We start from the raw sequence: 22,836 nt of genomic DNA on the forward strand, positions 1-22,836 counted from the left end.
TGCCGATTCGCCGCGACCGGGGACAGTGGCCGCGAACGCGCAGCACAGCCCCTGCGTCGCAAGCGCTTCCGCGCACTTGCGGAACACAGTGAGAACATGTATATTCGTTCTGGATTTGTTTCGAAGGGCCAGGGGCAGGAAATGCTGACACGCAAACAACAGGAATTGCTGTATTTCATTCATGAACGGATGAAAGAGACCGGCATTCCGCCGTCCTTCGACGAAATGAAGGAGGCGCTCGACCTCGCGTCGAAATCCGGCATTCACCGCCTGATCACCGCGCTGGAGGAACGCGGCTTCATCCGCCGGCTCCCCAACCGCGCCCGCGCGCTCGAAATCCTGCGCATGCCGGACAGCGCGATCGGCCAGCAGCCGCGCCGGGGCTTCTCGCCAAGCGTGATCGAGGGCTCTCTCGGCAAGAAGCAGGAAGAGCCGAAGGCGCCGGCCAGCGCCAATGACGGCGGCTCGGCGGGGATTCCGGTCATGGGCCGGATCGCCGCCGGCGTGCCGATCTCCGCGATCCAGGAAAATACCCATCAGATCACCGTGCCGGCGGAAATGCTGGGCGCGGGCGAACATTACGCGCTGGAGGTGCAGGGCGATTCGATGATCGAGGCCGGGATTTTCGACGGCGACACCGTGATCATCCGCAATATCTCCACCGCCTCGCCCGGCGATATCGTCGTGGCGCTCGTCAATGACGAGGAGGCGACGCTGAAGCGGTTCCGCCGCAAGGGCGCCTCGATCGCGCTGGAAGCGGCCAATCCGGCCTACGAGACCCGTATCTTTTCGGCAAACCAGGTCAAGGTGCAGGGCAAGCTGGTCGGCCTGATCCGTCGTTACCACTGAAGGTGAGCGTCTCAGGAACCGAGATGACCGGCAGATATTCGCCGGAGCGCCAGTCATAAAGCCGGTGCCTGTTCCACGGGCGGGTCAATGCTCTGACCGATGTGCTGACTGAGATCGTCATCGGGCCGCAGGATGGTTTGGCTGACGGGGGCGGTTGCGCCTTCGCATCCGCGATGCCTCCCGGCAACGGATTGGCATTACCTGCCTGCTGATCGGGTTCGCCGACCCTGCCCGGCTCCGCGACCGAGCGCCGTATGTCGCCGTCGTCCATATCGCGACGGTCGGCCGGCGGCAGCGTGAATTGAAAGGCGCCGTGCTGGCGACGCATTGCTGGCGTGACGAGGTATGCGCCGGAACGGCAGGTCTGGAATCCGGGGCGGTAACGGCTGACGACGATATCGGCATTGTCGCAGGCAAGGCCGGCAAAGGCCGGCCGGTCGACCGTCATGATCCTGCGGCCCATCATGGTCGCATAGCACCACGCATCTTTCTTGCAGCGGAAGATGCCGGGCGTCCGGCCGGCTTCGGTGATCGTATCGCTGAGCGCCCGCGCGGCGCTCGCCATATCCGCTGCTTCGAGCCGCGCGAAACGATCTTCCTCATTCAGCGCCAGTACGCTTTCCTCAACAGGCGGCAGCGTCTCCGCGAGCGTGAGCGCCGTTTCCCACTGCTCGAACACGAAGGATGGCGGCCGCTTCGTGGTGAGCGCCGCGACATCGCCGGTGACGATCGCCACGAGATCGCCGTCGCCAGCCACCAGGATTTGCGGCGGCGGAGGCTCGGGCGGCCAAGAGATCAGCGCGAAGGAAACCGCTATCGGAATCACACCGAAGAGACGCAGACGCGTGCGCAACAACACGAGCGGCAGGAAGCCGGCGAGAAACAGCAGCAGAAACCCCTTCGGGGCACGGCCGGTGGTGAACGCGCCGCCGAGGCTATCGACCCAAGTCGCGGCCTGCATGACCCAATCAAGCCCCCAGCCCATGACGATCAGAAACGGCGCGTGGAGATTGAGCGGCATGGCGATGAGCGATAAAAGCCCGGCCGGCATGACCACGAAGGTGACCACCGGCATGGCGAGCAGATTGCCAAGCAGCCCGTAGCCCGCGATACGGGAAAAATGATGGATGGCGAACGGCGTCGTCGACAGCCCGCCAATCAGCGCGGTGAGCACGATACCGGAGGCTGCGATCCAGAGCCAGCGGAGCGGCCCGCGACTTTGGCGAAACCCGTCAGCGGGCCGGCGCTGCCATGCGCCATAGCCCGCGATCAGCGCCAGCGTGGCGGCGAAGGACATCTGCATGCCCGGCCCCACCACTTCGGCGGGGGTCACGATCAGGATCACGAGCGCGGCGAGCGCCACATTGCGCAGGCTGATCGCCGGACGGTCAAAAATCGCCGCCGCCAGCATCACCGCCAGCATGATGAAGGCGCGTTCGGCGGACACCTGCATGCCCGAGATCAAGAGATAGAACAGTGCCGCCGCAATCGCAGCGGCCGCCGCGATCTTCTTCGTCGAAATCGCCTCGGCCGCGCGCGGCGACAGCGCCAGTAACAGCCTGAGGCTGGAGAAGAAGATGCCGGCGGCCAGCGCCATGTGCAGACCGGAAATGGCAATGATATGGGCAAGGCCGGCATTGCGCAGCGCATCGAGCATGTCGTCGCTCAGCGCCCGGCGCTCGCCGGTGATGATCGCATTGGCAAAAGCGCCGGTGTCACCCGCAAGCACCGCACGAATGCGACCCGCAATGCCATCGCGTATCCGCTCGATCGCAAAACCCGCCCTTGCACTGAGCCCCGGCGCGGGCACAAGACCGGCATCGCTTGGCGGCCCATAGAAAAAGCCCACCGCGCCGATGCCGTCGAAATAGGAGAGAAACCCGAAATCAACCAGGCCGGGCATGACCGGGGCGGAAGGCGGCAGCAACCGGCCAAGCCCCTGAATGGCGTGACCGATGCCGACAGGCGGCAAATTGCCGCGGGCGACAAGCGTGACGCGCTCGGGCGGACGGTGGATCACGGGGTCGTCCGTCGCCGTCACCTGCACAACATAGCGCCAGCCGGTTTCCGTCGGCTCGCGGCTCTCGACGACGCCGGTGATATGGGTGGTCACCGGCGAATCGAGCATCACCGTGGCCCGCCGCGCCGTCTCCAGCGCCGCAAGCAGCGCACCGCAGAGAAACAATGCAATGCAGGCGCTGACGACGGGCAGCAAGCCTCTGCCATTGCGCAGCAAGACGGCCGCGAACACCGCCAGACCGCAATAGATGCCAAGGCCCAGCGAAGACGGGCTCTCGTCGAGCGAAAACCACCAGCCTATTCCGGCTGCCAGCGCCACCGGGACCATGAGAAACGGCCGGCCGAAAGCCTGCTCTTCGCGCCACAAGGCGGCAATATCGAACCGCCCTGCCCGGCCCGCGTCTCGCCCGTCAAAACCAGCCTCGCGCTCGCCTTGCGGTTGGCGCCTTCTGAAACGCGCGCGAAGCCGGTCGGCTCCGGCGCGCAAGCCCGTCGCCTTGTCTATCTCGCTCGTGCCTGCCCCGCTCCCACGCATCCACAATCGCCGCCCCACAACTTTTACATGTTGTGGCCAATGCTAATCGATTGCAATGCAAGCGCTGGCGGCAGAAGCAAAATTTTCCTTTTCTAAACCCCGTAAAACTTGCTAAACGCAGATATTACTCATCACCCGCCGCGCGGCTTCGTCGGCTTGGCAACACCTTGCCAATCCTATAGCTAATGAAAATCCCGATTGGCTTCGACAGCGTATTCGCGCCGGAAATTTGGAGGACAGGATGACGGAAACTGGAAAACTGCAACTCGACGGCAAGGAACTTGAGCTGTCGGTGGAAGAAGGCACATTCGGCCCGAAAGTCATCGACATCGCTTCGCTCTACAAGCAGTCGGGCATGTTCACCTACGATCCGGGTTTCACCTCGACGGCCTCGTGCAAATCCAAGATCACCTATATCGATGGCGATAACGGCATTCTGCTGCACCGCGGCTACCCGATCGATCAGCTGGCCGAAAACGCCGACTTCCTGGAAGTCTGCTATCTGCTGCTGTTCGGCGAACTGCCGACGGCCACGCAGAAGAAGGATTTCGACTTCCGCGTGACCCATCACACGATGATTCACGATCAACTCACGAGGCTCTTTAGCGGTTTCCGCCGTGATGCCCATCCCATGGCCATCATCTGCGGCGCCGTCGGAGCCATGTCTGCCTTCTACCACGACTCGATCGACATCTCCGATCCCTACAAGCGCGAGATCGCCAGCATCCGCATGATCGCCAAGATCCCGACGATCGCGGCCATGGCCTACAAGTACCATGTCGGTGAGCCCTTCGTGTATCCGCGCAACGACCTCGGCTATGCGGCCAACTTCCTGCATATGTGCTTCGCCACGCCGTGCGAGGAATACAAGGTCAACCCGATCCTTTCGCGCGCGCTCGACCGCATCTTCATCCTGCATGCCGATCACGAGCAGAACGCCTCGACCTCGACCGTGCGTCTGGCCGGTTCGTCTGGCGCCAATCCGTTCGCCTGCATCGCGGCCGGCATCGCCTGCCTGTGGGGCCCCGCCCATGGCGGCGCCAACGAGGCGGCGCTCAACATGCTGCAGGAAATCGGCTCGGTCGATCGCATCCCGGAATATATCAACCGCGCCAAGGACCGCGATGATCCCTTCCGCCTGATGGGCTTCGGCCACCGCGTCTACAAGAACTACGATCCGCGCGCCAAGATCATGCAGAAGACCTGCCATGAGGTTCTCAAGGAACTCGGCATCAAGGACGATCCGCTGCTGGACGTCGCCATGGAGCTGGAAAAGATCGCGCTGACGGATGAGTATTTCATCGAGAAGAAGCTCTATCCGAATATCGACTTCTATTCCGGCATCACCCTGAAGGCGCTGGGCTTTCCCACCACCATGTTCACCGTGCTGTTCGCGCTCGCGCGCACCGTCGGCTGGATCGCGCAGTGGGCGGAAATGATCGAGGATCCGGAACAGCGCATCGGCCGCCCGCGCCAGCTCTACACCGGCGCCCCGGAACGCGATTTCGTGGACATCTCCAAGCGCTGATCAAGGCTTGGCGAAAAGACAAAAGGCCGGTCCAGCGACCGGCCTTTTCTGTATCCAGTGGGAAGCAGGCGCTGCCGGACGGTCTACTTCGCAGAGCCCTTCTCCGCCAGAACATCCAGAACGATAGCCGCCGCACGCTCGCCGGGCGGGACCTCGGTCTGCATCAGCGCGATGACCCGCTCGAAACCTTCCATCATGCCGCGCCGCTGGTAGCTGTCCTTCGTCAGCAGCTCCATCCAGCGCGCCAGCGCGCCGGCGCGGATCGTGTCGTTGAAATATTCCGGCACCAGCGGCGCATCTGCGATCAGGTTCGGCAGCGATGCCGACCAGACGGTGATCTTGTTCAGCATGAAACGGCCGATGAAATCCGCCTTGTAGGCGGAGACCGCCGGAATGCCGGAAAGCGCAAGTTCCAGAACCACCGTACCCGAGGCAGCGACCGCGGCGTCGGCCATGGCGAACGCCTCCCACTTGGCCTCCTCGCCGACGAAGAGTTCCGGCTGTACAGGCCAGTCGGCGATTGCAGCGCGCACCTGTTGCTCGCGGCGCGTCACGGTCGGCAAGATAATGCGACACCCGTCATTGCGCGCCGCGAACGTCGCCGCGACATCGCGGAACACCGGAGCGAGCGCATTGATCTCGGACTTACGTGAGCCCGGCAGCAGCATGATGGCCGGCTTCGACCGCGCGCGCTCCAGACGGTTCTGGCGGCGCGCTTCGAGCACGCCCGGCTCCCCGGTAAGCCGATGGCCGACAAAGGTGGTCGGCGGGCCGCCGAGACGCTCCATCGCAGCCGGCTCGAAGGGCAGCACCGCCAGCACGTGGTCGACATAGGAGAGCATGTCCCGCGCGCGATATTCCTTCCAAGCCCAGACGCTGGGGCAAACATAGTCGACGATCGGGATATCGGGTGCTGCGGCGCGCACGCGCTTCGCCACGCGATGGGTAAAATCCGGGCTGTCGATGATGACGATGATATCCGGTTTCGCCGCGATCAGCGCGTCTGCGGTCTGGCGGATGCGCCGCAGCAATTGCGGCAGGCGGGCGATCACCTGGGTGAAGCCCATGATCGACAGCTCGCTGTAGTCGAAAAGCGAGTCCAGCCCCTCCCCGGCAAGGCCGTCGCCGCCGACGCCGACCAGTTCCACCGGACCGCCATGAAGCGCCTTCAGCGCCGCGATCAGGTTCGCGCCCAGTAGGTCGCCAGAAACCTCGCCGGCTACAATCCCGATTTTCAAAGCCACATGCCGCTCCCTTATGATCGAAGGTCAGGCTCCAGCCCATAGACAAACAGACCGGCTGCATCGGCGGCCCGCAGCGTCTCTTCGCGCTCGAGTATCAGCGACCGCCCGGCCTCAACTGCAATGCCGGCCAAGCCCGCTGCCGCCGCCAGCCGCACCGTGTTGGCGCCGATCGATGGCAGGTCGGCGCGCAGATCCTGTTGCGGCTTGCACAGCTTGACAAGCACGCCCCGCCGCCGGGCGCTGATGCGGCCGGACTGGCGCAGCGCCGCCACCCGCTGCAGCATCTGGTCCGTGCCTTCCGCGCCCTCAAGCGCCACCACCCTGCCACCGACGCTGACGGCGCCCTGCCCGATATCCATCATGCCGATCGTGCGCGCGGCGTGGGCGGCGGCCTCGATATCGCCCTCGGCCTCGCGATCCGGCGCAAGCCTGCCAAGCGCGCCGGCCTCGGCCAGCAGATCGCCGGCGATCGATTGCGCGGCCACCACCTCGAAACCATGCTTTTCAAACAGCGCGATAACCATGCGCAGGACCTTGTCATCCCCGCCGCTGCGCAGTTTGGCAAGGATCGCGGGAATGGAAGCGAGCACGGAAAGCGTGGGGCGCAGGCTCAGGAACTCGGGCCGGCTGTTGACCCCGCCGGACAGCACGATCTTGTCGATCCCGCGTTTGCGCAGCGCCATCACCACCGGCCGGAAGCCGCCGAGATCGGCGTCCATATGGTCAAAGCCCGACCAGTCATGGTCGCCCTCGCCGCGCAGCTGCACGACGAACGGGCTATGGCCGGCTTCGCGCGCCGCCTCGGCCACATAAAAGGGCAACAGACCGTTGCCGGCGATGATCGCAATCGGCTCCTTTGCGGAGACCGCCGCGGAATTCACGCCGCGCCCTTGCGCCGCCTGGATCCCGGCGTTGTCAGCGAGCGCTCGGCATCGCGTTCAAGGATGAAGCGCAGCATTTCGTCGACTGCGTCGCTCCTGCCGCCCAGTTCCGCGCGCGCCGCCTCAGCGTTTTCCAGGATGAGGCCGGGCGAGAAGATCGCCTTGTAGGCCTTGCGGACCAGATGGATCTCATCGCGCTCGATGCCCGCGCGCTGCATGCCGACGACATTGAGGCCGCCCATCATTGCCGGGTTGTCAACGATCATCGCATAGGGAATGACATCATTGACCACGCCGGCGAGCCCGCCGACGAAGGCCTGCCGCCCGATCTGGACGAACTGGTGGATCGCGGCGCCGCCGCTGAGGATCACCTTGTCGTGCACCACGACGTGGCCGCCGACCATCACATTGTTCGACAGAATGACGTCGTTGCCGATCCGGCAATCATGGCCAATGTGGGAATTGGCGAGGAACAGGTTGTTGTTGCCGATGGTCGTGATGCCGCCGCCATGCGACGAACCGGTATTGATCGTGACGCCCTCGCGGAAGATGCAATTCCGACCGATCTCAAGCCGAGTCTGGCTGGCATCGTGGCGCACGCTCTGCGGCGCGCCGCCAATCACGGCCATCGGAAACACCTGGCAGCCGGGGCCAAGCCGGGTCGCGCCTTCGACGCTGGCGTGATGCATAACCACGACGCCATCGCCAAGGACAACATCCGGGCCGACATAGGACAACGGTCCTATGACGACATTCTCACCGATAACGGCTCCGTCCTCCACGACCGCTTTCGGGTCGATCCGGGCGGAGCTGGCTATTCTGGTCATTCTTCATCCTTGCGCACCATCATGGCGCCGATGTCAGCTTCCGCGACGAGTTGTCCGTCGACCGTCGCCTCGCAGTGAAATTTCCACACCCGACGGCGTTGCTTCTGCTTGACGACCTTGTAGCGCACCTGATCGCCCGGCACCACCGGCTTGCGGAAGCGCGCATTGTCAATGGTCATGAAGTAGACCAGATTGTCGACCTCATCGGCCTTGCGCGCGCAGATCGCGCCCGCCGTCTGGGCCATACCCTCGACAATAAGCACGCCCGGCATGATCGGCATGGACGGGAAATGTCCCGTGAAATGAGGCTCATTCGCCGTCACGTTCTTGACGCCGACCGCGCTGTCATCGCCCTCGATCTCGACAATCCTGTCAACCAGCAGAAACGGATAGCGATGCGGCAGAAACTTCATGATCTCCAGAAGTTCCATATGTTCCAAAGTCTCAGTCACAGCCTCATTCACCTTGCTCATCTCCCCCTGTCTGAGCCCGTCTGCTCAGTTCCGCAAGTTCGCGCAGATAGAGTTTCATAGGACGCGCCGGAATGCCGCCGACGCGCGATCCGGGCTCAATCGACGAAAGAACGCCGCTTCTGGCGGCAATCTGTACGCCGCTGCCAATCTCGAGATGGCCATTGACGCCGGCTTGCCCGCCAATCATGACTCCGTCGCCGATCTTGACGCTGCCGGCGATACCCACCTGGCTGACAATACCGCAATGACGGCCGATCTGCACATTATGGCCGATCTGAACCAGATTATCGATCTTGGTCCCCTCGCCGATCACGGTATCGTCCATCGCGCCGCGGTCGATCGTGGTATTGGCGCCGATCTCAACGTCGTCCTGGATGATCACCCGCCCGACCTGCGGCAGCTTGACCATGCCGGTCGGGCTGCCGGCATAGCCAAAGCCATCCTGGCCGATCCGGGCGCCGGTATGGATGATGACATTGTTGCCGATCAGGGCGTTAGTGACGCTCACTTGGGCGCCGATCGTCACGTTGCGCCCGATCTTCACGTCCGCGCCGATAACGGCGCTGCTCAGAATCCGGCTTCCTGCGCCGATCTGGGCGCGCGCGCCAATCACGGCGAATGGCGACACCTCGACGCCCGCTTCGAGCGCGGCCGTGGCGTCCACCGCAGCCTGCGGAGAAATCTCACCCTCACCCACAAGCGACTGCGGCCGCATCGCCGCCGGATACAGCAGCGCCGAAGCGCGGGCAAAGGCAAGCTGCGCATTGTCGGATACAAGCGCCGTCAGCCCATCCGGCAGCAACGCGGTCAATGCTTGCGGGCAGATGATCGCGGCCGCCCGGCAGGTTTTCAGATGATCCGCCGAACTTCTCGATTGTATATAGCAGATGTCATTCGGTCCGGCGCGGGAGATCGGTGCGACCGACTCTACGAGACGATCGCTCGCCGTGGCCTCTGACAGAGAAGCGCCGATTCGGCCGGCAAGTTCACCCAGAGGGATCGCCTGCCGTGCGCCGAAAAACTGGTTCTGATCCATGTCCGTTCTCCAGAACAGTTAAGCTTTGAGTTCTGGAAACAGATATCAGAACGTGTTGGCGATACCGAAACGGAAACGCTGGGTTTCGTCGAAATCTTCCTTGGCGAACGGAACGGCATAGTCGAACCGGAGATCGCCGAAGGGCGAGTTCCAGATCAGAGCAACGCCGGCCGAAGCGCGGATCGAGAAATCGGTGCCCTCGATCTGAGTCCCGGTGACTTCCACAGCATTACCCCAGGCCGACCCGGCGTCAACATAGGCCGCACCGCGAAGATTGATATCCTCCGGAATGCCCGGCAGCGGGAAGTTGGTCTCTGCCGAAAGCGTGGCGTAGTACTGTGAACCGAGTGCGTCGTTGGTACCCACGGTGCGCGGGCCGATACCGTTCTGCTTGAAGCCGCGGATCTGCTGACCGCCGATCGTGAACTGGTCGAAGACGTTCAGATTATCATCGAACGGCGTGACGAAACCGCCGCGCGCCGTGATCGAGCCGATGATATCGGCCTGATCGGAGATCATCTGATACCAGCGCGCTTTGCCGTCCAGCTTGTAGTAATGCGAGTCGCCGCCAAGACCGGCAAAGGTGTTGTTCAGCGCCGCCAGAACGCCCTCGCGCGGCAGCTGCCGGTTATCGACGGACGAGAAGTTGAAGGATTGCTGCAGCGACGACACCACCCACGGGCTGCCGTTGATCAGGTCCTGATAAACCTGCGACACATTGTTCAGGTTCTGCCAGTCGCCGCGACCATCATATTCGAACTGCTGGTAGGAATATTTCACCGTCGAATAGAGGTTGTCGGTGAGCGGCGCGGTCAGGCGGATAGCGCCCGCCGTTTCGGCATAGTTGTAGTATTCCTGGGTCGAAGACGAGGCGCGATAGAGATCGAAACCGGCAGCCAGACGATAGCCGAGGAAGAAGGGCTCGGTAAAGCTGAAGTTGTAGATCTGCGAATCGTCATCGCCGAGACCGGCGGAGGCGCGGATATACTGGCCGCGACCAAGGAAGTTGCGCTCCTCGACCGAAAGCTCCAGAACCAGCGAATCGCCTTCCGCGTCGTAGCCGGCGCCGATCGAGAACGAGCCGGTGGGCTCATCCACGACATCAACTTCGAGAACCACACGGTCGGGCGCGCTGCCCGGCAGCGTCTTGATCTCGACCGAGCTGAAATAGCCCAGCGCCTCAAGCCGGCGCTTGGTGCGCGCGATCATCTCGCGGTTATAGGCATCGCCCTCGGCCAGATCGAACTCGCGGCGGATGACATAGTCGCGGGTGCGGGTGTTGCCGACGATATCGATCCGCTCGATATAGGCCTTCATGCCCTGATCGATCTCGTAGTTCACCGAATAGGTATCATTGGTGAAGCTGCGGTCGCCGCGCGGATTGACCTGCGCGAAGGGATAGCCCTGCGAGGACACCGAAGCGGCAATCGATTCCGACGTCTTCTGAATGTCGTCGGCGTCGTAAATCTTGCCGGTCCGGGTCTTGATGTCGCCCTTCAGGTTCGAGATGTCGACGCCCTCGACCGTGGTCTCAACGCCGATATCCCCGAACTTGTAGCGGTCGCCCTCAGAGATATTGAAGGTGATCGAATAGGAATTGTCGGTCTCATCATAGTCGACGTCGGTCGACAGAAGACGATAGTCCGGGAAACCGTGATTGTTGTAGAATTCGCGCAGCAGCTTTTCGTCCTGGCGCAGCTTGTCGGGATTGTAGATATCCTTGCGCGTCAGGAACGACAGCGGCGTCGAGCGCTTGGTCAGGATGACCGAGGCGAGGCGCGCGTCGCCGAAGGTGTTGTTGCCTTCGAAATTGATCTTCCGAGTCTTGGTGCGGCCGCCTTCATCGATGACGAAGGCAACGTTGATGCGGTTATCCTGAACGGTCGCCGTCTGGATCGTGACCTCGACATCGGAACGGCCGATCGAGGCGTAGGCGTCCTTGATGTGCTGGATATCGAGCTGCGCCTGGGCTTCGTTATACGGACCGAGCGAATGAAGCTGCACAACGCCTTCGAGCTTCTTGTCGGAAACCTTGCGGTTGCCGTTGAACACGACCTGGTTGATGAGCTGGTTTTCTGTGACGTTCACGACCAGCGTCGAACCGGAAACCGAAATCCTGACGTCGGAAAAATAACCCGAGCTGTAGAGATTGCGGATCGACTGATTGATGTCGGCGTCGGTGAAGCTCTGGCCGGGCTTGATCGTCAGTTTGGATTTGATCGCGTCGGAGCCAGCCTGACCGGTCCCATTGACGGTGACGTTCCTGACGACGGCGGCATATGCGTCTGCAGGCACAGCAACGGCGGCAACGACCCCCCCGGAAACGGCGACCGCAAACGAAAGCGCCGCACCTGAAACTGTGTTCAAAAATCTTGAACCGGCCATGCTACTATCTACCCTTTATAATCGCTCGGTATAAGCGGTTTTCGGCAATGTGGATTTAAGTTCTAAAGACTTCGCATCCCCACGCAATAGAAAGCCGCCCCTCAGATGCAACTTCCGCCCCAAGCGTGACCAAATCGCCACGTTCTTTTGTGTTTATGGTAAACCGAACGCTACGGAATACGTCAACAGCACGACGGAGATGCTCCCTCAGGGGTTTCCTATCATCTCCGACGCCAAAGGCAAGGCCACATTTGCACAAGAAACCGTTTGCGGCAAGATGAGAGCGCGCGCACGGTTAACCAAATAGTGTCAAGGGGTTAAAATCGCCCTACCCCATCCGCCCGATCGTATCGTTCCACGTCGCGAACACCATCAGCGCCAGCACCAAAAAAAGACCGATCCGAAAGGCGAATTCCTGGACGCGCGCCGAAAGCGGCCGCCCCCGCACAGCCTCGATCGCGTAGAACATCAGGTGCCCGCCATCGAGCATGGGAACCGGCAGCAGATTAAACAGACCGACCGAAACCGAAAGAATTGCTGCAAAATTAGCAAATGCGACAATACCAAGCGAAGCCATCTGGCCCGCCATCGTCGCCACCCGCACCGGGCCGCCGATCTGATCGGCCTTCATCCTGCCGGCAAAGACATTGGCGATATAATCATAAGTGCTGACGACGATGTGCCAGCTCTGCAGCGCGCCCTGGCCGATCGCGGCAACCGGGCCGTAGCGCTCTACGCGGAAATTACCCGAATCACGTGTACCGACAACGCCGATACGACCGAGTTCCATTTCATTGCCGAATCGGTCCTCGGTCTCCACCCGCTCCGGCACAACCGTCAGATCGACCGCTTGGCCGTTGCGCTCGACGGTCAGCACGACCGGGACGCCCGGGCGCACACTGATATAGCGCACCACCGCATCAAAGGTATCGATGGGCTGGCCATCGAGCGCCGCCATGACATCGCCGGGCTGAACGCCCGCCGCGGCGGCAGGACTGTCGGGGTTGACCTCGCCGACCACCGGATCGGAAACCGCGCGGCCATACACCATGAAGATCACGGCGAAGATTGCGATCGCCAGCAGGAAATTGGCGATCGGCCCGGCCGCCACCGTGGCGGCCCGCTTCCACAGAGCCGCGCCATTCAGCGTGCGGGCGCGCTCCTCTTCCGGCAGCGTTACCAGGCCCTTGAAGTCCGGGCGGCTTGCGACATCCTCATCGCCGTAAAACCGCACATAGCCGCCAAGCGGGATCGCGCACAGCTTCCAGCGCGTGCCGTGGCGGTCGGTGCGCCCTGCGACCTCCGGTCCGAAGCCGAGCGAGAAGGCGAGGATACGGATACCGCACCAACGCCCGACCAGGTAGTGCCCGAGCTCGTGGAAAAACACGAGAAAGGAGATCGCCACGATAAAGGCGACGATCATCCCCGGGGCATTGGTAAAGGCGAACTGCACAGTCAGGCTCCATTCGTCGGAGCGGCAAGACCGCTCCAGTTCATCAGCATGTCGCCCGCAAAACCCTCATGGCCGGCAAGCGCCACCAGAACGACGACAACATACATCGCGAATGCCGCGGCGACGAGTCCGTCCACGCGATCCATCACCCCGCCATGACCGGGAATGAGATGGCTGGAATCCTTGGCCCCGCAGCGCCGCTTCAGGGCCGATTCGAACAGGTCGCCGACCTGGCTGCAGACAGACAGGAAAAGCGCGAGAAGGCCGATCGCGATCGAGGGGGAACCGCCATAGCTCCAGCACAGTGCAAAGACCGCCGCGACGGCGAAGACCGCCCCGCCGACAGCGCCCGACCACGTCTTGCCCGGCGATATTGACGGCGCAAGCTTGGGGCCGCCGAGGGCGCGGCCCACAAAATAGGCCATGATATCGGTGCTCCAGACAACGGCGAACAGGAACAGAATCGCAAACAGCCCCGCCTCCCCGCCGTTCCTGAGCGCCGCAAGCGCGATCATGCTGCCCGCGGCATAGATCACCGAACCCGCAAACCAGAACGGCATGGCCGCGCGGCGCCCGAGGAACCAGAATGCCGCCGCGCCGAAACAGGCAAGCGCCAGCGCCAGTCCGAAAAGTTCGAGAAACACCAGAATGGCAACGGCGATCATCACCGCGATGCCGCCAAGCACCGGCGTACTCCACCGGCCGATCGAACGATCAACCTGGCCGTCGCGCGCCCGGCTCATCTCCAGCCATTCATAAAAAACCAGAAAGCCGATCGCGACCGCAAGCAGGTTGAAAAGAGCGCCGCCCGCCCAGGTGATCAGCAGAACCACCGCCGCCAGAACGGCTCCCGAAACGATGCGCAGCCTCAGTTCCTGGGTCATCAGGTGTCCGTCAATGCCGCCTGCGGCGCGGAAAGCGCGCCGAATCGCCTGTTCCGCCGTGCATATTCCGAAAGCGCTTCAAAAAACATCTCGCGGCTGAAATCCGGCCAGTTGCATGGCAGGAACACCAGTTCCGAATAGGCCGTCTGCCAGAGCAGGAAGTTGGAAAGCCGCTGCTCGCCGCTGGTCCGGATAACAAGGTCGGGATCCGGCAGGCCGGCGGTATCGAGGCGCTCGCCGATGGCGGCCTCATCGATATCATCCGGGTCGATCTTGCCCTCCGCCACCTGGCGGGCGAGCGCGCGGGCGGCGCCGGCAATCTCGGCGCGCGACCCATAATTGACGGCGACAACCACATGCAGCCCGGTATTGTTGCGGGTCCGCTCCTCGGCGACCTCAAGGGCCTTCAATATCTTCACCGACAGGCCGCTGCGCTCGCCGATCATCTGGAAACGCATGTTCTGGCGATGGTAATTGTCGAGCTCGCGATGGATGAAGGTCGAAATGAGCTCCATGATGCCATCGACTTCATCGGAGGGCCGCTTCCAGTTTTCGGAAGAGAAGGCGAACAGCGTCAGATAGCCGATCCCGCTTTCGCGCGCCGCATCCACCGTGCGGCGAACGGCCTCGACGCCCTTGCGATGGCCGAACAACCGCCCGAGCCCGCGCCCGAGTGCCCAGCGTCCATTGCCATCCATGATGATTGCGACATGGCGCGGAATGGCTGGGTCTATAATTTTGTTCATAAGGGCGACCGAGTCTTCTTTAAAAGAATAAAGTGGTAACTAAACCTGCATGATTTCTTTTTCTTTGTCTGCCAGCAAGTCATCAATTCTGGAAATTGACTCATCGGTCAATTTTTGAACGTCTTCGGAAAGCGAACGGCTGTCATCCTGGCTGATGTCCCCATCCTTTTCCGCCTTCTTCAATCCGTCCATGCCGTCCCGACGCACATGGCGGATCGCCACCCGCGCCTTTTCGGCATATTCATGTGCAACCTTGACCAGAGAACGGCGACGCTCCTCGTTGAGTTCCGGAAGCGGAATTCTGAGCGTCTGGCCGTCCATGATCGGGTTCAGGCCAAGATGGGATTCACGGATCGCGCGGTCAACAGCGGCTGCCATCGACTTGTCCCAGACGTTGACCGACAGCATGCGCGGCTCCGGCACGGTGATGTTGGCAACCTGGTTGAGCGGCACTTTCGAGCCATAGGCTTCAACCTGCACCGGATCGAGAATATTGGCCGAGGCCCGCCCGGTGCGAAGCGAGGTGATGTCGCCGATATAGGCGTTGATCGCGCCTTCCATGCGGCGCTTCAGGTCGTTCAGGTCGGTTGGATCGCTCATCATCTGTCTCCCGTCACACATGTGCCCCAAGCGGGCAAGGCGTGATCATTCTTCTGTTACGATTGTCTTGCGGCCGCCGCCGGCCATGATCTGGCCGAAGCCGCCGCGCTCGTGAATCGAAAAAACGATAATCGGTATGTAGTTTTCACGGGCCACCGCCACCGCGGCAACATCCATCACCTGCAGCCCGCGTTCAAGCACCTGCTGATGGGTCAGGGCGTCGAAACGGGTGGCGTTCGGATCCTTCTTCGGGTCGGCGGAATAGATGCCGTCGACCTGCGTGCCCTTGAAGATCGCCTCCGCGCCGATTTCCGCCGCGCGCAGCGCAGCAGCGGAATCAGTGGTGAAGAACGGATTGCCGGTGCCTCCGGCAAAGATCACCACCCTGCCCGCTTCCATATGGCTGCGGGTGGCGCGCTGGGAAAACGACTGACAGATTTCCGGCATCGCGATCGCCGAAAGAACCACGGTATCGACCTGCATCTTGCGCAGCGAGGTGGCGAGCGCCAGCGCGTTGATGACCGTGCCCAGCATGCCCATGTGATCGCCGGTAACGCGTTCGCCGCCCTTGGAAGCAACGGCAACGCCCCGAAAAATATTGCCGCCGCCGACGACGATGCCGATCTCAACGCCCATGGAGCGTACCTGGGCAATATCCGAAGCGATGCGGTCTGCGACGTTGACATCGATGCCGAAGCCCTGGTCGCCCATCAGCGCCTCACCGGAAACCTTCAGCAAAACACGGTTGAAAATCGGTTTCGTCAACGCCGCAAACTCCCTTACAAAGCAATGCCATCCCGATACACGAAGGGCGCCGCATTGTCACGCGGCGCCCCGGAATTTCAACGGCTGATCCTGAAATGAACCAGACGGACGGAAGGGCTTAGCCCTTGGCCGTGGCGGCAACTTCCGCCGCAAAGTCGGATTCTTCCTTCTCGACGCCTTCGCCAAGCGCCAGACGGGCGATGGCGGCAACCTTGATCGGCGCGCCGACGTCGTTTTCCGCTTCCTTGACGGCCTGTTCGACGGTCAGGTCGGGGTTGATGACGAACTGCTGGGAAAGCAGCGCCACTTCCTGGAAGAACTTGCGCATGCGGCCTTCCACCATCTTTTCGGCGATGGCGGCGGGCTTGCCGGATTCCTTGGCCTGCTCCAGGAATACCGAACGCTCGCGATCGGCGATCTCGGCGTCGACTTCTTCAGGGCGTACGGCGAGCGGGTTGGTCGCGGCGACATGCATGGCGACCTGACGGCCGATCGCGTTCAGCGCATCCTTGTCGCCGTCCGATTCGAGCGCGACCAGAACGCCCAGCTTGCCGAGGCCATCGCCGACGGCATTGTGCATATAGGTCGCGACAACGCCCTTGCCGACCGAAAGCTTGATCGCGCGACGCAGCGTCATGTTCTCGCCGATCGTGCCGATCGCGTCCTTGATGGTGTCTGCAACCGACTTGCCGGACTTCGGATAGGTCGCGGCGGCAATGGCGTCAACGGAGCCGTCGGTGCCAAGCGCCACGTCGGCGATGCCGGAGACGAGCTGCTGGAAGGCTTCGTTGCGGGCAACGAAGTCGGTCTCGGAATTGACTTCCACGACGACGGCTTCCGCATCGCCGGCGGCAATGCCGATCAGGCCTTCGGCGGCCGTGCGGCCGGACTTCTTGTCAGCCTTGGAGATACCCTTGGCGCGCAGCCAGTCGATGGCGGCTTCCATGTCGCCGTCGGTTTCGGCGAGCGCCTTCTTGCAATCCATCATGCCTGCGCCGCTCTTTTCGCGCAGTTCCTTCACCATTGCTGCCGTAATCGTGCTCATAACTTGCCTCTCGTCCATTCGCTGGGCGGCGCTGTCGGGCGCGCCGGTCGGGAGTGTACCCGTGTCTGTGACAGGGTGATGAAGATCATCCCTGGCGGCCATGCCGCATACGCGGCTGGCGCGATGAAAGTATGTATCGGACGGCCGGTTTTGAAGGCCGCCCTCATTCCTGAAACCCAATGGCGGCGCCGATAACGCCGCCATCTTCAGGTCCTGTCGCGTATCAGGCGCATTGCCTGATGCCGATCGCCTTACTCGGCGGGCTTTTCGCCGGTCGCTTCCTCGGCAGCGGCTTCCTCGGCGGGCGCCTCTTCAAGCGCCGGCTCGGCCGGTGCTTCAGCGGCAGCGCCGAGATCAACGCCCGAAGCGCCCTGCTGACGGGCGATGCCGTCGATGGCGGCGCGCGAAATCAGGTCGCAGTAAAGCGCGATGGCGCGCGAAGCATCGTCATTGCCGGGGATCGGGTAGTCGACTTCGTCCGGATCGCAGTTCGAATCGACGATGGCGACAACCGGGATGCCGAGACGCTTGGCTTCCTCGATCGCGATCTTTTCCTTGTTGGTGTCGATGATCACGATCAGGTCCGGCACGCCGCCCATGTCGCGAATACCGCCAAGGGCGCGGTCGAGCTTTTCACGCTCGCGGTCGAGGTTCAGGCGCTCTTTCTTGGTGAAGCCCTGCGCTTCGTTGGCGAGGATTTCGTCGAGCTTGCGCAGGCGCTGGATCGAGTTCGAAATCGTGCGCCAGTTGGTGAGCATGCCGCCGAGCCAACGCGAGTTGACATAGTACTGAGCGGAGCGCTGGGCGCTGTCGGCAACGATTTCCGAAGCCTGACGCTTGGTGCCAACCATCAGAACGCGGCCGTTGCGGGCGACGGTGTCGGACACGACCTGAAGGGCGCGCTGCAGCATCGGCACGGTCTGTGCAAGGTCGATGATGTGGATGTTGTTGCGGTCGCCAAAGATGTAGGGCTTCATCTTCGGGTTCCAGCGGTGAGTCTGGTGACCAAAATGGACGCCTGCCTCAAGCAGCTGGCGCATGGTAAAGTCGGGCAATGCCATTGCCTTGTCTCCTTTTCCGGTTGAACCTCCGCAGACCTGAGAACGGACGGAACCCCGTCCGGCACCGGCGGAGCGCACCGGATTTCTCCCGGAACACCCCATGGCCTGCGTGTGGAATGGGGGCGCGATAGCCTGTTTTGAGATGGAATGCAAGTGCCGCGACGATTTACGCCCTGACGACAAGCGCGCTTGGGAGCCCCTGCCGGGCGGCGCTCAGCGCTGCGAGGCCGCGGTCGTCGGCAGGCCCTCACAATCGGCGGGGTCAAGCATTTCGAGCCTGTCGAGGTGGCCGGCCATCTTGAAGTTGCCGAAATCCATCAGCAGGTCGCGGCTGACGCCGTTTTCCGCCAGCATCATGGAGACGGTATAATCCGGCGTCTGGTCGCCATCATGCGTCGCGATCGGAAAATAGGCGGTGGTGACCGGCCACTGGTCGGGCCCGCTGCCGACGCCCTTTTCGCGATCGCCGATCAGCGTGACCGCGCGCATCACGTCCTCGCCCGAGCCGTCAAAGGACGTCGCCTCGTAGACATGCTTCCCGCTCTCAGCGGCATCCAGAACATGGGCGAGATATTCCGTCGGAAACTGGGCCTTGCCGATATCGAAGGGGTTCTGGTCGCCAAGCTTTACCGCGATCTTGTGATCATCGGCGCGGTTGGCTTCGCCGGCAGTCTCCGATTGCAGGTTGTAATCGGCAAACATCTTGCTGGAAAAGCTGAACGCGCCCTTTTCCAGATCCTCGAAGGATGAGGATGTCTGGTCGGTGACCATGGCGCCGTGCTCGCGCGCGATATCGGTCACCATCCGCATTTCGGTGACATAACCCTCGCAGGGCGCGCCGGTGAAGGAATAGACGAAACGGCCATGCAGCCCCTCGATGCCGGATTGGCCGGACGCCCAGGCAAGCGACAGGTCATAGACCGCGCGGTGGGGTTCGAGCGTTACCCCGGGTTGCGACGGCATGCCGGCCGAAGCCGTCATTGCGAAGGTGGAGCAGAAAATTCCTGTAACGGCCAGTGTCCGCATCGACATTCCCCTTGGCTTTGAACACTGATGGTATAGAAAAGTCCTCGCTCTGCCAATCATCATCCGTCCCCCTATGGAGCAGAAAATGTCCCACGCCATCGAAGACAGGCTCAAGGCGCTGTCGATCAGCCTGCCCGAAGCTGCAGCCCCCGCCGCCAATTACGTGCCCTACGTCATTTCCGGAAACCTGCTCTACATCTCCGGACAATTGCCGACCGAGGGCGGGAAGATGATCGCCGCCGGCCATCTCGGCGCGAATGTATCCTTGGAGGACGGCCAGAAGGCGGCGCGCGCCTGCGCCATCAACATCATTGCCCAGGCCAAAGCGGCGCTTGGCGGCGATCTCGGCCGGGTCACCCGCATCCTGCGCATCAACGGCTTCGTCGCCTCGACGCCGGATTTCACCGACCAGCACTTGGTCATCAACGGCGCGTCCGGTCTGCTGGCCGAGGTCTTCGGCGCGGCCGGAAAACATAGCCGCGCGGCCGTCGGCATGGCTGCGCTGCCGATGGGCGCGGCGGTCGAGATCGACGCCATTCTGGAAATCGCGTGATGCCCGCCTGGCTGACTGCCAAACCCATCGCCCATCGCGGCTATCACGACATGAATCGCGCGATCTGGGAAAACACCCTGCCCGCCTTCGAGCGCGCGATCGACGCCGGTTTCGCAATCGAATGCGATATCCACCTTTCCGCCGACGGCGTGCCGCTGGTATTTCACGACGACGACCTGCAACGGCTTTGCGGCCGCGACGGCGCGATCGAAGACCTCACGGCCGCCGAGGCGAGAACCGTTGCCGTCGGCGGTACGACCGCGGTGATCCCGACCCTTTCGGACCTCCTCACCATTTGCGGCGGCAAGGTGCCGCTGGTCATCGAACTGAAGGCAAGCCGCGCCGAACCCGCCGCCTTCGCCGCAGCGACGCTTGCCGTGCTGGCCGATTATAGCGGCCCGGTCGCGCTGATGAGCTTCGATGCCGCCCTCCTCGCCGCTCTCAAGCAGGCCGGCGCCTCGCAGCCGCTCGGCCTGACCGCGGAAGGAATGAGCGAGGAGGCGCTGGCGGATCACCGGAAAGCCTTTGCAATCGGCCTTGATTTCGTCTCCTATTATTACGATCATCTGCCCAATGCATTTGTTGCTGCGCTTCGGGCAAAGAGCGTGCCGGTGATTACCTGGACCGTGCGCGACGAGGACGCCCGCAGACGCACGTTTCTGAACGCCGACCAGATGACCTTCGAAGGTTTCGACCCGCGCCAGAGTGAACCGCTCTAAACAGACGGGACGTTAAACCGGGCAGGCCAGACAGTTTCAAGACCGCATTCCGAGAGATTTCTTGAGCGAAAACCTGCAGATCCGCATCGAAAACAGCTTCGCGAATATCGAGCGCGCAGCCTGGGACGGCCTTGCCGCGACCACGCCCTCGCTTGACGGCGACGGGTTCTACAGCCCGTTCCTGTCGCACGCCTTCCTCTCCGCGCTGGAGCAATCGGGCTCTGCCACCGCTGAAACCGGCTGGCTCGGCCATCACCTTCTGCTCGAAACCGAGGATGGCCGCCTGATCGGCGCGGTGCCCTGCTACCTGAAGAACCACAGCCAGGGCGAATATGTCTTCGATCACGGCTGGGCCGATGCCTTCGAGCGCGCCGGCGGGCACTATTATCCGAAGCTGCAGGCGTCGCTTCCCTTCACGCCGGCAACGGCGCCGCATCTTCTGGTGCATGACGGCTATGATCATGCGACCGTCGCCAAGGTGCTGGCCGAGGGGCTGCAGGCCGTAAACGACCGGTTGGGCGTCTCCTCCACCCACGTCACCTTCGTGCCCGAAGACGAGATCGGCATATTCGAGCAGGCCGGCTACCTGCACCGCACCGACCAGCAGTTCCACTTCCTCAATCCGGGCTATGACAGCTACGACGCCTTCCTCGACACGCTCGCCTCGCGCAAGCGCAAGGCGCTGAAGAAGGAGCGGCGGACCGCGCTCGAAGCCGGCATCGAGATCGACTGGCTGACCGGTTCGGACCTGACGGAGGAGATCTGGGACCAGTTCTACACCTTCTACATGGATACCGGCAGCCGCAAATGGGGCCGGCCCTACCTGACGCGCGAATTCTATTCGCTGATCGGCGAGCGCATGGCCAAGGACATCCTGCTGGTGATGGCGAAGCGCGAGGGGCGCTACATCGCCGGCGCGATCAACTTCATCGGCTCCGACGCTCTCTACGGCCGCCACTGGGGCTGCATCGAGGATCATCGATTCCTGCATTTCGAGGTCTGCTACCACCAGGCGATCGACTACGCGATTGCCCATGGCCTGAAGCGCGTGGAGGCCGGCGCGCAGGGCGAGCACAAGCTGGCGCGCGGCTACCTCCCTGTCACGACCCATTCCGCGCACTATATCGCCCATGAGGGGCTGAGGCGCGCGGTTGCCGATTTCCTCGAGCATGAGCGCGAGGACGTCGCCCGTTTCAATGATATTCTCGTCGACCACGGACCCTACAAGAAAGCCGGCGGCGAACGCATCGAGGAGGACTGAACCATGGCCAAGTACGACAACGACAACATCTTCGCCAAGCTGCTGCGCGGCGAAATCCCCTCCATCCGGCTTTACGAGGATGAACACGCCATTGCGATCATGGATGTGATGCCGCAGGCGCCGGGCCATGTTCTGGTGATACCGCGCGCGCCGTCGCGCAACCTGCTCGACGCCGACCCGGACGTGCTGGCAAAGACCATCCCCGTGGTCCAGAAGCTCGCGCGCGCCGTCAAGACGGCCTTCGATGCCGATGGCGTCTTCGTCGGCCAGTTCAACGAGGCGGCCGCCGGCCAGACCGTCTATCACCTGCATTTCCATGTCGTTCCGCGCCATGAAGGCGTGGAGGTGAAGCGCCACAGCGACGGCATGGAGGACGTGGAGGTGTTGAAGGCCAACGCCGAAAAAATCCTGACGGCGCTGAAGGCGTCGCCATGACGCAATTTCTGGCCGAAGAGTTCCGAAACGCCTTTTCCGCCGATCATATCATCATGTTCGTCCGGCTGATTGGGGCTGCGATCTTCGGCGGGCTGATCGGCTTCGAACGTGAGATCCATCGCCATCCAGCGGGGCTCAGAACCCATATTCTGGTCAGCATGGCGGCGGCCCTGTTCGTTCTTGTTGCTGTGGAAGTGCCGGAGATCATGCGCAGCGACCGCGACGTGCTGCGCGTCGATCCCACCCGCGTGGTGCAGTCGATCACCGAGGGCGTGGCCTTCCTCGCCGCCGGCATCGTCTTCATGCAGAAGGGCACGGTGAAGGGGTTGACGACCGGGGCGGGCCTCTGGTTTTCCGGCGCGATCGGGCTGACCATCGGGCTCGGGCTCTGGAGCCTCGGCATATTCGCCTCAATGCTGGGACTTGCGGTTCTGTTCCTGTTGAGGCGCCTTGAAATCAAAACAAATCTCAGCAAACGCAAGGGCTTGGCCGACGAATCTGAGGAATAGGA

At 62.5% G+C, this 22,836-nt stretch carries 21 protein-coding genes and 1 pseudogene; 7 read left to right on the forward strand and 15 right to left on the reverse strand.

The annotated features are described in order from the left end of the window. The first annotated feature begins 141 nt into the window (after window positions 1-141). A complete protein-coding gene (gene lexA / locus V6765_RS22605) occupies window positions 142-849 on the forward strand; it encodes a transcriptional repressor LexA (RefSeq protein ID WP_448432867.1) in 708 nt (235 codons plus the stop codon). Here the strand turns inward: lexA and V6765_RS22610 are convergent. Continuing rightward, entirely contained in the window at window positions 803-3,355 is a 2,553-nt protein-coding gene (locus tag V6765_RS22610) for a ComEC/Rec2 family competence protein (RefSeq protein WP_448432868.1), read from the reverse strand. The two genes, lexA and V6765_RS22610, sit on opposite strands and share 47 nt — an antisense overlap. Window positions 3,356-3,644: 289 nt before the next feature. Here V6765_RS22610 and gltA point away from each other — a divergent pair, with 289 nt between their 5' ends. Continuing rightward, window positions 3,645-4,931 (forward strand): citrate synthase, encoded by a 1,287-nt coding sequence (gltA, locus tag V6765_RS22615; RefSeq protein ID WP_448432869.1) that lies wholly within the window; start codon window positions 3,645-3,647, stop codon window positions 4,929-4,931. Between the two features lie 83 nt (window positions 4,932-5,014). Here the strand turns inward: gltA and lpxB are convergent, their stop codons facing one another. From lpxB to V6765_RS22685, 14 genes and pseudogenes are all read right to left on the reverse strand, one after another. Continuing rightward, on the reverse strand, window positions 5,015-6,175 hold the full coding sequence (gene lpxB / locus V6765_RS22620) for a lipid-A-disaccharide synthase (protein WP_448432870.1): 1,161 nt from the start codon (window positions 6,173-6,175) through the stop codon (window positions 5,015-5,017). A gap of 11 nt (window positions 6,176-6,186) precedes the next feature. Further along, window positions 6,187-7,056 (reverse strand): LpxI family protein, encoded by an 870-nt coding sequence (locus tag V6765_RS22625; protein ID WP_448432871.1) that lies wholly within the window; start codon window positions 7,054-7,056, stop codon window positions 6,187-6,189. Next, the gene (gene lpxA, locus V6765_RS22630) at window positions 7,053-7,883 is read right to left on the reverse strand and encodes an acyl-ACP--UDP-N-acetylglucosamine O-acyltransferase (protein WP_448432872.1); all 831 of its coding nucleotides are present in this window, start codon (window positions 7,881-7,883) and stop codon (window positions 7,053-7,055) included. Before lpxA ends, V6765_RS22625 begins: the two co-directional genes overlap by 4 nt. After that, complete coding sequence (fabZ, locus tag V6765_RS22635) at window positions 7,880-8,314, reverse strand: 3-hydroxyacyl-ACP dehydratase FabZ (RefSeq protein WP_448432965.1); 435 nt, start codon at window positions 8,312-8,314, stop codon at window positions 7,880-7,882. Before fabZ ends, lpxA begins: the two co-directional genes overlap by 4 nt. 25 nt (window positions 8,315-8,339) lie before the next feature. After that, the gene (lpxD, locus tag V6765_RS22640) at window positions 8,340-9,392 is read right to left on the reverse strand and encodes a UDP-3-O-(3-hydroxymyristoyl)glucosamine N-acyltransferase (RefSeq protein WP_448432873.1); all 1,053 of its coding nucleotides are present in this window, start codon (window positions 9,390-9,392) and stop codon (window positions 8,340-8,342) included. Window positions 9,393-9,437: 45 nt separating this feature from the next. Further along, on the reverse strand, window positions 9,438-11,777 hold the full coding sequence (gene bamA, locus V6765_RS22645) for an outer membrane protein assembly factor BamA (protein WP_448432874.1): 2,340 nt from the start codon (window positions 11,775-11,777) through the stop codon (window positions 9,438-9,440). 328 nt (window positions 11,778-12,105) lie between these two features. Then, the gene (gene rseP, locus V6765_RS22650; protein WP_448432966.1) at window positions 12,106-13,200 is read right to left on the reverse strand and encodes an RIP metalloprotease RseP; all 1,095 of its coding nucleotides are present in this window, start codon (window positions 13,198-13,200) and stop codon (window positions 12,106-12,108) included. 32 nt (window positions 13,201-13,232) lie between these two features. Beyond that, entirely contained in the window at window positions 13,233-14,114 is an 882-nt protein-coding gene (locus V6765_RS22655; protein ID WP_448432875.1) for a phosphatidate cytidylyltransferase, read from the reverse strand. Next, window positions 14,114-14,863: pseudogene (locus V6765_RS22660) on the reverse strand (isoprenyl transferase); the annotation flags it as partial. The pseudogene V6765_RS22660 and the gene V6765_RS22655, both read right to left, overlap by 1 nt. 36 nt (window positions 14,864-14,899) lie before the next feature. Then, window positions 14,900-15,460 carry a ribosome recycling factor gene (gene frr, locus V6765_RS22665; RefSeq protein WP_448432876.1) on the reverse strand — a complete coding sequence of 187 codons (561 nt, stop codon included), beginning with the start codon at window positions 15,458-15,460 and terminating at the stop codon, window positions 14,900-14,902. Between the two features lie 45 nt (window positions 15,461-15,505). Beyond that, entirely contained in the window at window positions 15,506-16,225 is a 720-nt protein-coding gene (gene pyrH, locus V6765_RS22670; RefSeq protein ID WP_448432877.1) for a UMP kinase, read from the reverse strand. A gap of 118 nt (window positions 16,226-16,343) precedes the next feature. After that, window positions 16,344-17,270: a translation elongation factor Ts gene (gene tsf, locus V6765_RS22675; RefSeq protein WP_448432878.1), complete on the reverse strand. Its 927-nt coding sequence runs from the start codon at window positions 17,268-17,270 to the stop codon at window positions 16,344-16,346. A 251-nt stretch (window positions 17,271-17,521) separates the two neighbouring features. After that, window positions 17,522-18,331 (reverse strand): 30S ribosomal protein S2, encoded by an 810-nt coding sequence (gene rpsB / locus V6765_RS22680; protein WP_230718055.1) that lies wholly within the window; start codon window positions 18,329-18,331, stop codon window positions 17,522-17,524. A gap of 213 nt (window positions 18,332-18,544) precedes the next feature. After that, complete coding sequence (locus V6765_RS22685) at window positions 18,545-19,357, reverse strand: EipB family protein (RefSeq protein WP_448432879.1); 813 nt, start codon at window positions 19,355-19,357, stop codon at window positions 18,545-18,547. Between the two features lie 85 nt (window positions 19,358-19,442). Here V6765_RS22685 and V6765_RS22690 point away from each other — a divergent pair, with 85 nt between their 5' ends. The 5 genes from V6765_RS22690 (at window position 19,443) to V6765_RS22710 (ending at window position 22,834) form a co-directional block, all read left to right on the forward strand. Continuing rightward, window positions 19,443-19,910 (forward strand): RidA family protein, encoded by a 468-nt coding sequence (locus V6765_RS22690; RefSeq protein ID WP_448432880.1) that lies wholly within the window; start codon window positions 19,443-19,445, stop codon window positions 19,908-19,910. Next, a complete protein-coding gene (locus tag V6765_RS22695) occupies window positions 19,910-20,629 on the forward strand; it encodes a glycerophosphodiester phosphodiesterase family protein (RefSeq protein ID WP_448432881.1) in 720 nt (239 codons plus the stop codon). Before V6765_RS22690 ends, V6765_RS22695 begins: the two co-directional genes overlap by 1 nt. Window positions 20,630-20,690: 61 nt before the next feature. Continuing rightward, on the forward strand, window positions 20,691-21,890 hold the full coding sequence (locus V6765_RS22700; protein WP_448432882.1) for a GNAT family N-acetyltransferase: 1,200 nt from the start codon (window positions 20,691-20,693) through the stop codon (window positions 21,888-21,890). 3 nt (window positions 21,891-21,893) lie between these two features. Further along, window positions 21,894-22,325 (forward strand): HIT family protein, encoded by a 432-nt coding sequence (locus V6765_RS22705; protein ID WP_448432883.1) that lies wholly within the window; start codon window positions 21,894-21,896, stop codon window positions 22,323-22,325. Beyond that, window positions 22,322-22,834, forward strand: a complete 513-nt coding sequence (locus tag V6765_RS22710) for an MgtC/SapB family protein (protein WP_448432884.1) — start codon at window positions 22,322-22,324, stop codon at window positions 22,832-22,834. The genes V6765_RS22705 and V6765_RS22710 overlap by 4 nt, the downstream gene beginning before the upstream one ends. The last annotated feature ends 2 nt before the right edge of the window (window positions 22,835-22,836 follow it).

It is taken from the genome of Martelella sp. FOR1707 (assembly GCF_053484265.1).

What these genes read in the sequence shown, in the direction of transcription:
- lexA (WP_448432867.1), top strand. Translation starts at nt 142, where the DNA reads ATGCTGACACGCAAACAACAGGAATTGCTGTATTTCATTCATGAACGG.
- gltA (WP_448432869.1), top strand. Translation starts at nt 3,645, where the DNA reads ATGACGGAAACTGGAAAACTGCAACTCGACGGCAAGGAACTTGAGCTG.
- lpxA (WP_448432872.1), bottom strand. Translation starts at nt 7,883, where the DNA reads ATGACCAGAATAGCCAGCTCCGCCCGGATCGACCCGAAAGCGGTCGTG.
- fabZ (WP_448432965.1), bottom strand. Translation starts at nt 8,314, where the DNA reads ATGGAACTTCTGGAGATCATGAAGTTTCTGCCGCATCGCTATCCGTTT.
- lpxD (WP_448432873.1), bottom strand. Translation starts at nt 9,392, where the DNA reads ATGGATCAGAACCAGTTTTTCGGCGCACGGCAGGCGATCCCTCTGGGT.
- bamA (WP_448432874.1), bottom strand. Translation starts at nt 11,777, where the DNA reads ATGGCCGGTTCAAGATTTTTGAACACAGTTTCAGGTGCGGCGCTTTCG.
- rseP (WP_448432966.1), bottom strand. Translation starts at nt 13,200, where the DNA reads ATGATCGTCGCCTTTATCGTGGCGATCTCCTTTCTCGTGTTTTTCCAC.
- V6765_RS22655 (WP_448432875.1), bottom strand. Translation starts at nt 14,114, where the DNA reads ATGACCCAGGAACTGAGGCTGCGCATCGTTTCGGGAGCCGTTCTGGCG.
- frr (WP_448432876.1), bottom strand. Translation starts at nt 15,460, where the DNA reads ATGAGCGATCCAACCGACCTGAACGACCTGAAGCGCCGCATGGAAGGC.
- tsf (WP_448432878.1), bottom strand. Translation starts at nt 17,270, where the DNA reads ATGAGCACGATTACGGCAGCAATGGTGAAGGAACTGCGCGAAAAGAGC.
- rpsB (WP_230718055.1), bottom strand. Translation starts at nt 18,331, where the DNA reads ATGGCATTGCCCGACTTTACCATGCGCCAGCTGCTTGAGGCAGGCGTC.
- V6765_RS22685 (WP_448432879.1), bottom strand. Translation starts at nt 19,357, where the DNA reads ATGCGGACACTGGCCGTTACAGGAATTTTCTGCTCCACCTTCGCAATG.
- V6765_RS22690 (WP_448432880.1), top strand. Translation starts at nt 19,443, where the DNA reads ATGTCCCACGCCATCGAAGACAGGCTCAAGGCGCTGTCGATCAGCCTG.
- V6765_RS22695 (WP_448432881.1), top strand. Translation starts at nt 19,910, where the DNA reads ATGCCCGCCTGGCTGACTGCCAAACCCATCGCCCATCGCGGCTATCAC.
- V6765_RS22705 (WP_448432883.1), top strand. Translation starts at nt 21,894, where the DNA reads ATGGCCAAGTACGACAACGACAACATCTTCGCCAAGCTGCTGCGCGGC.
- V6765_RS22710 (WP_448432884.1), top strand. Translation starts at nt 22,322, where the DNA reads ATGACGCAATTTCTGGCCGAAGAGTTCCGAAACGCCTTTTCCGCCGAT.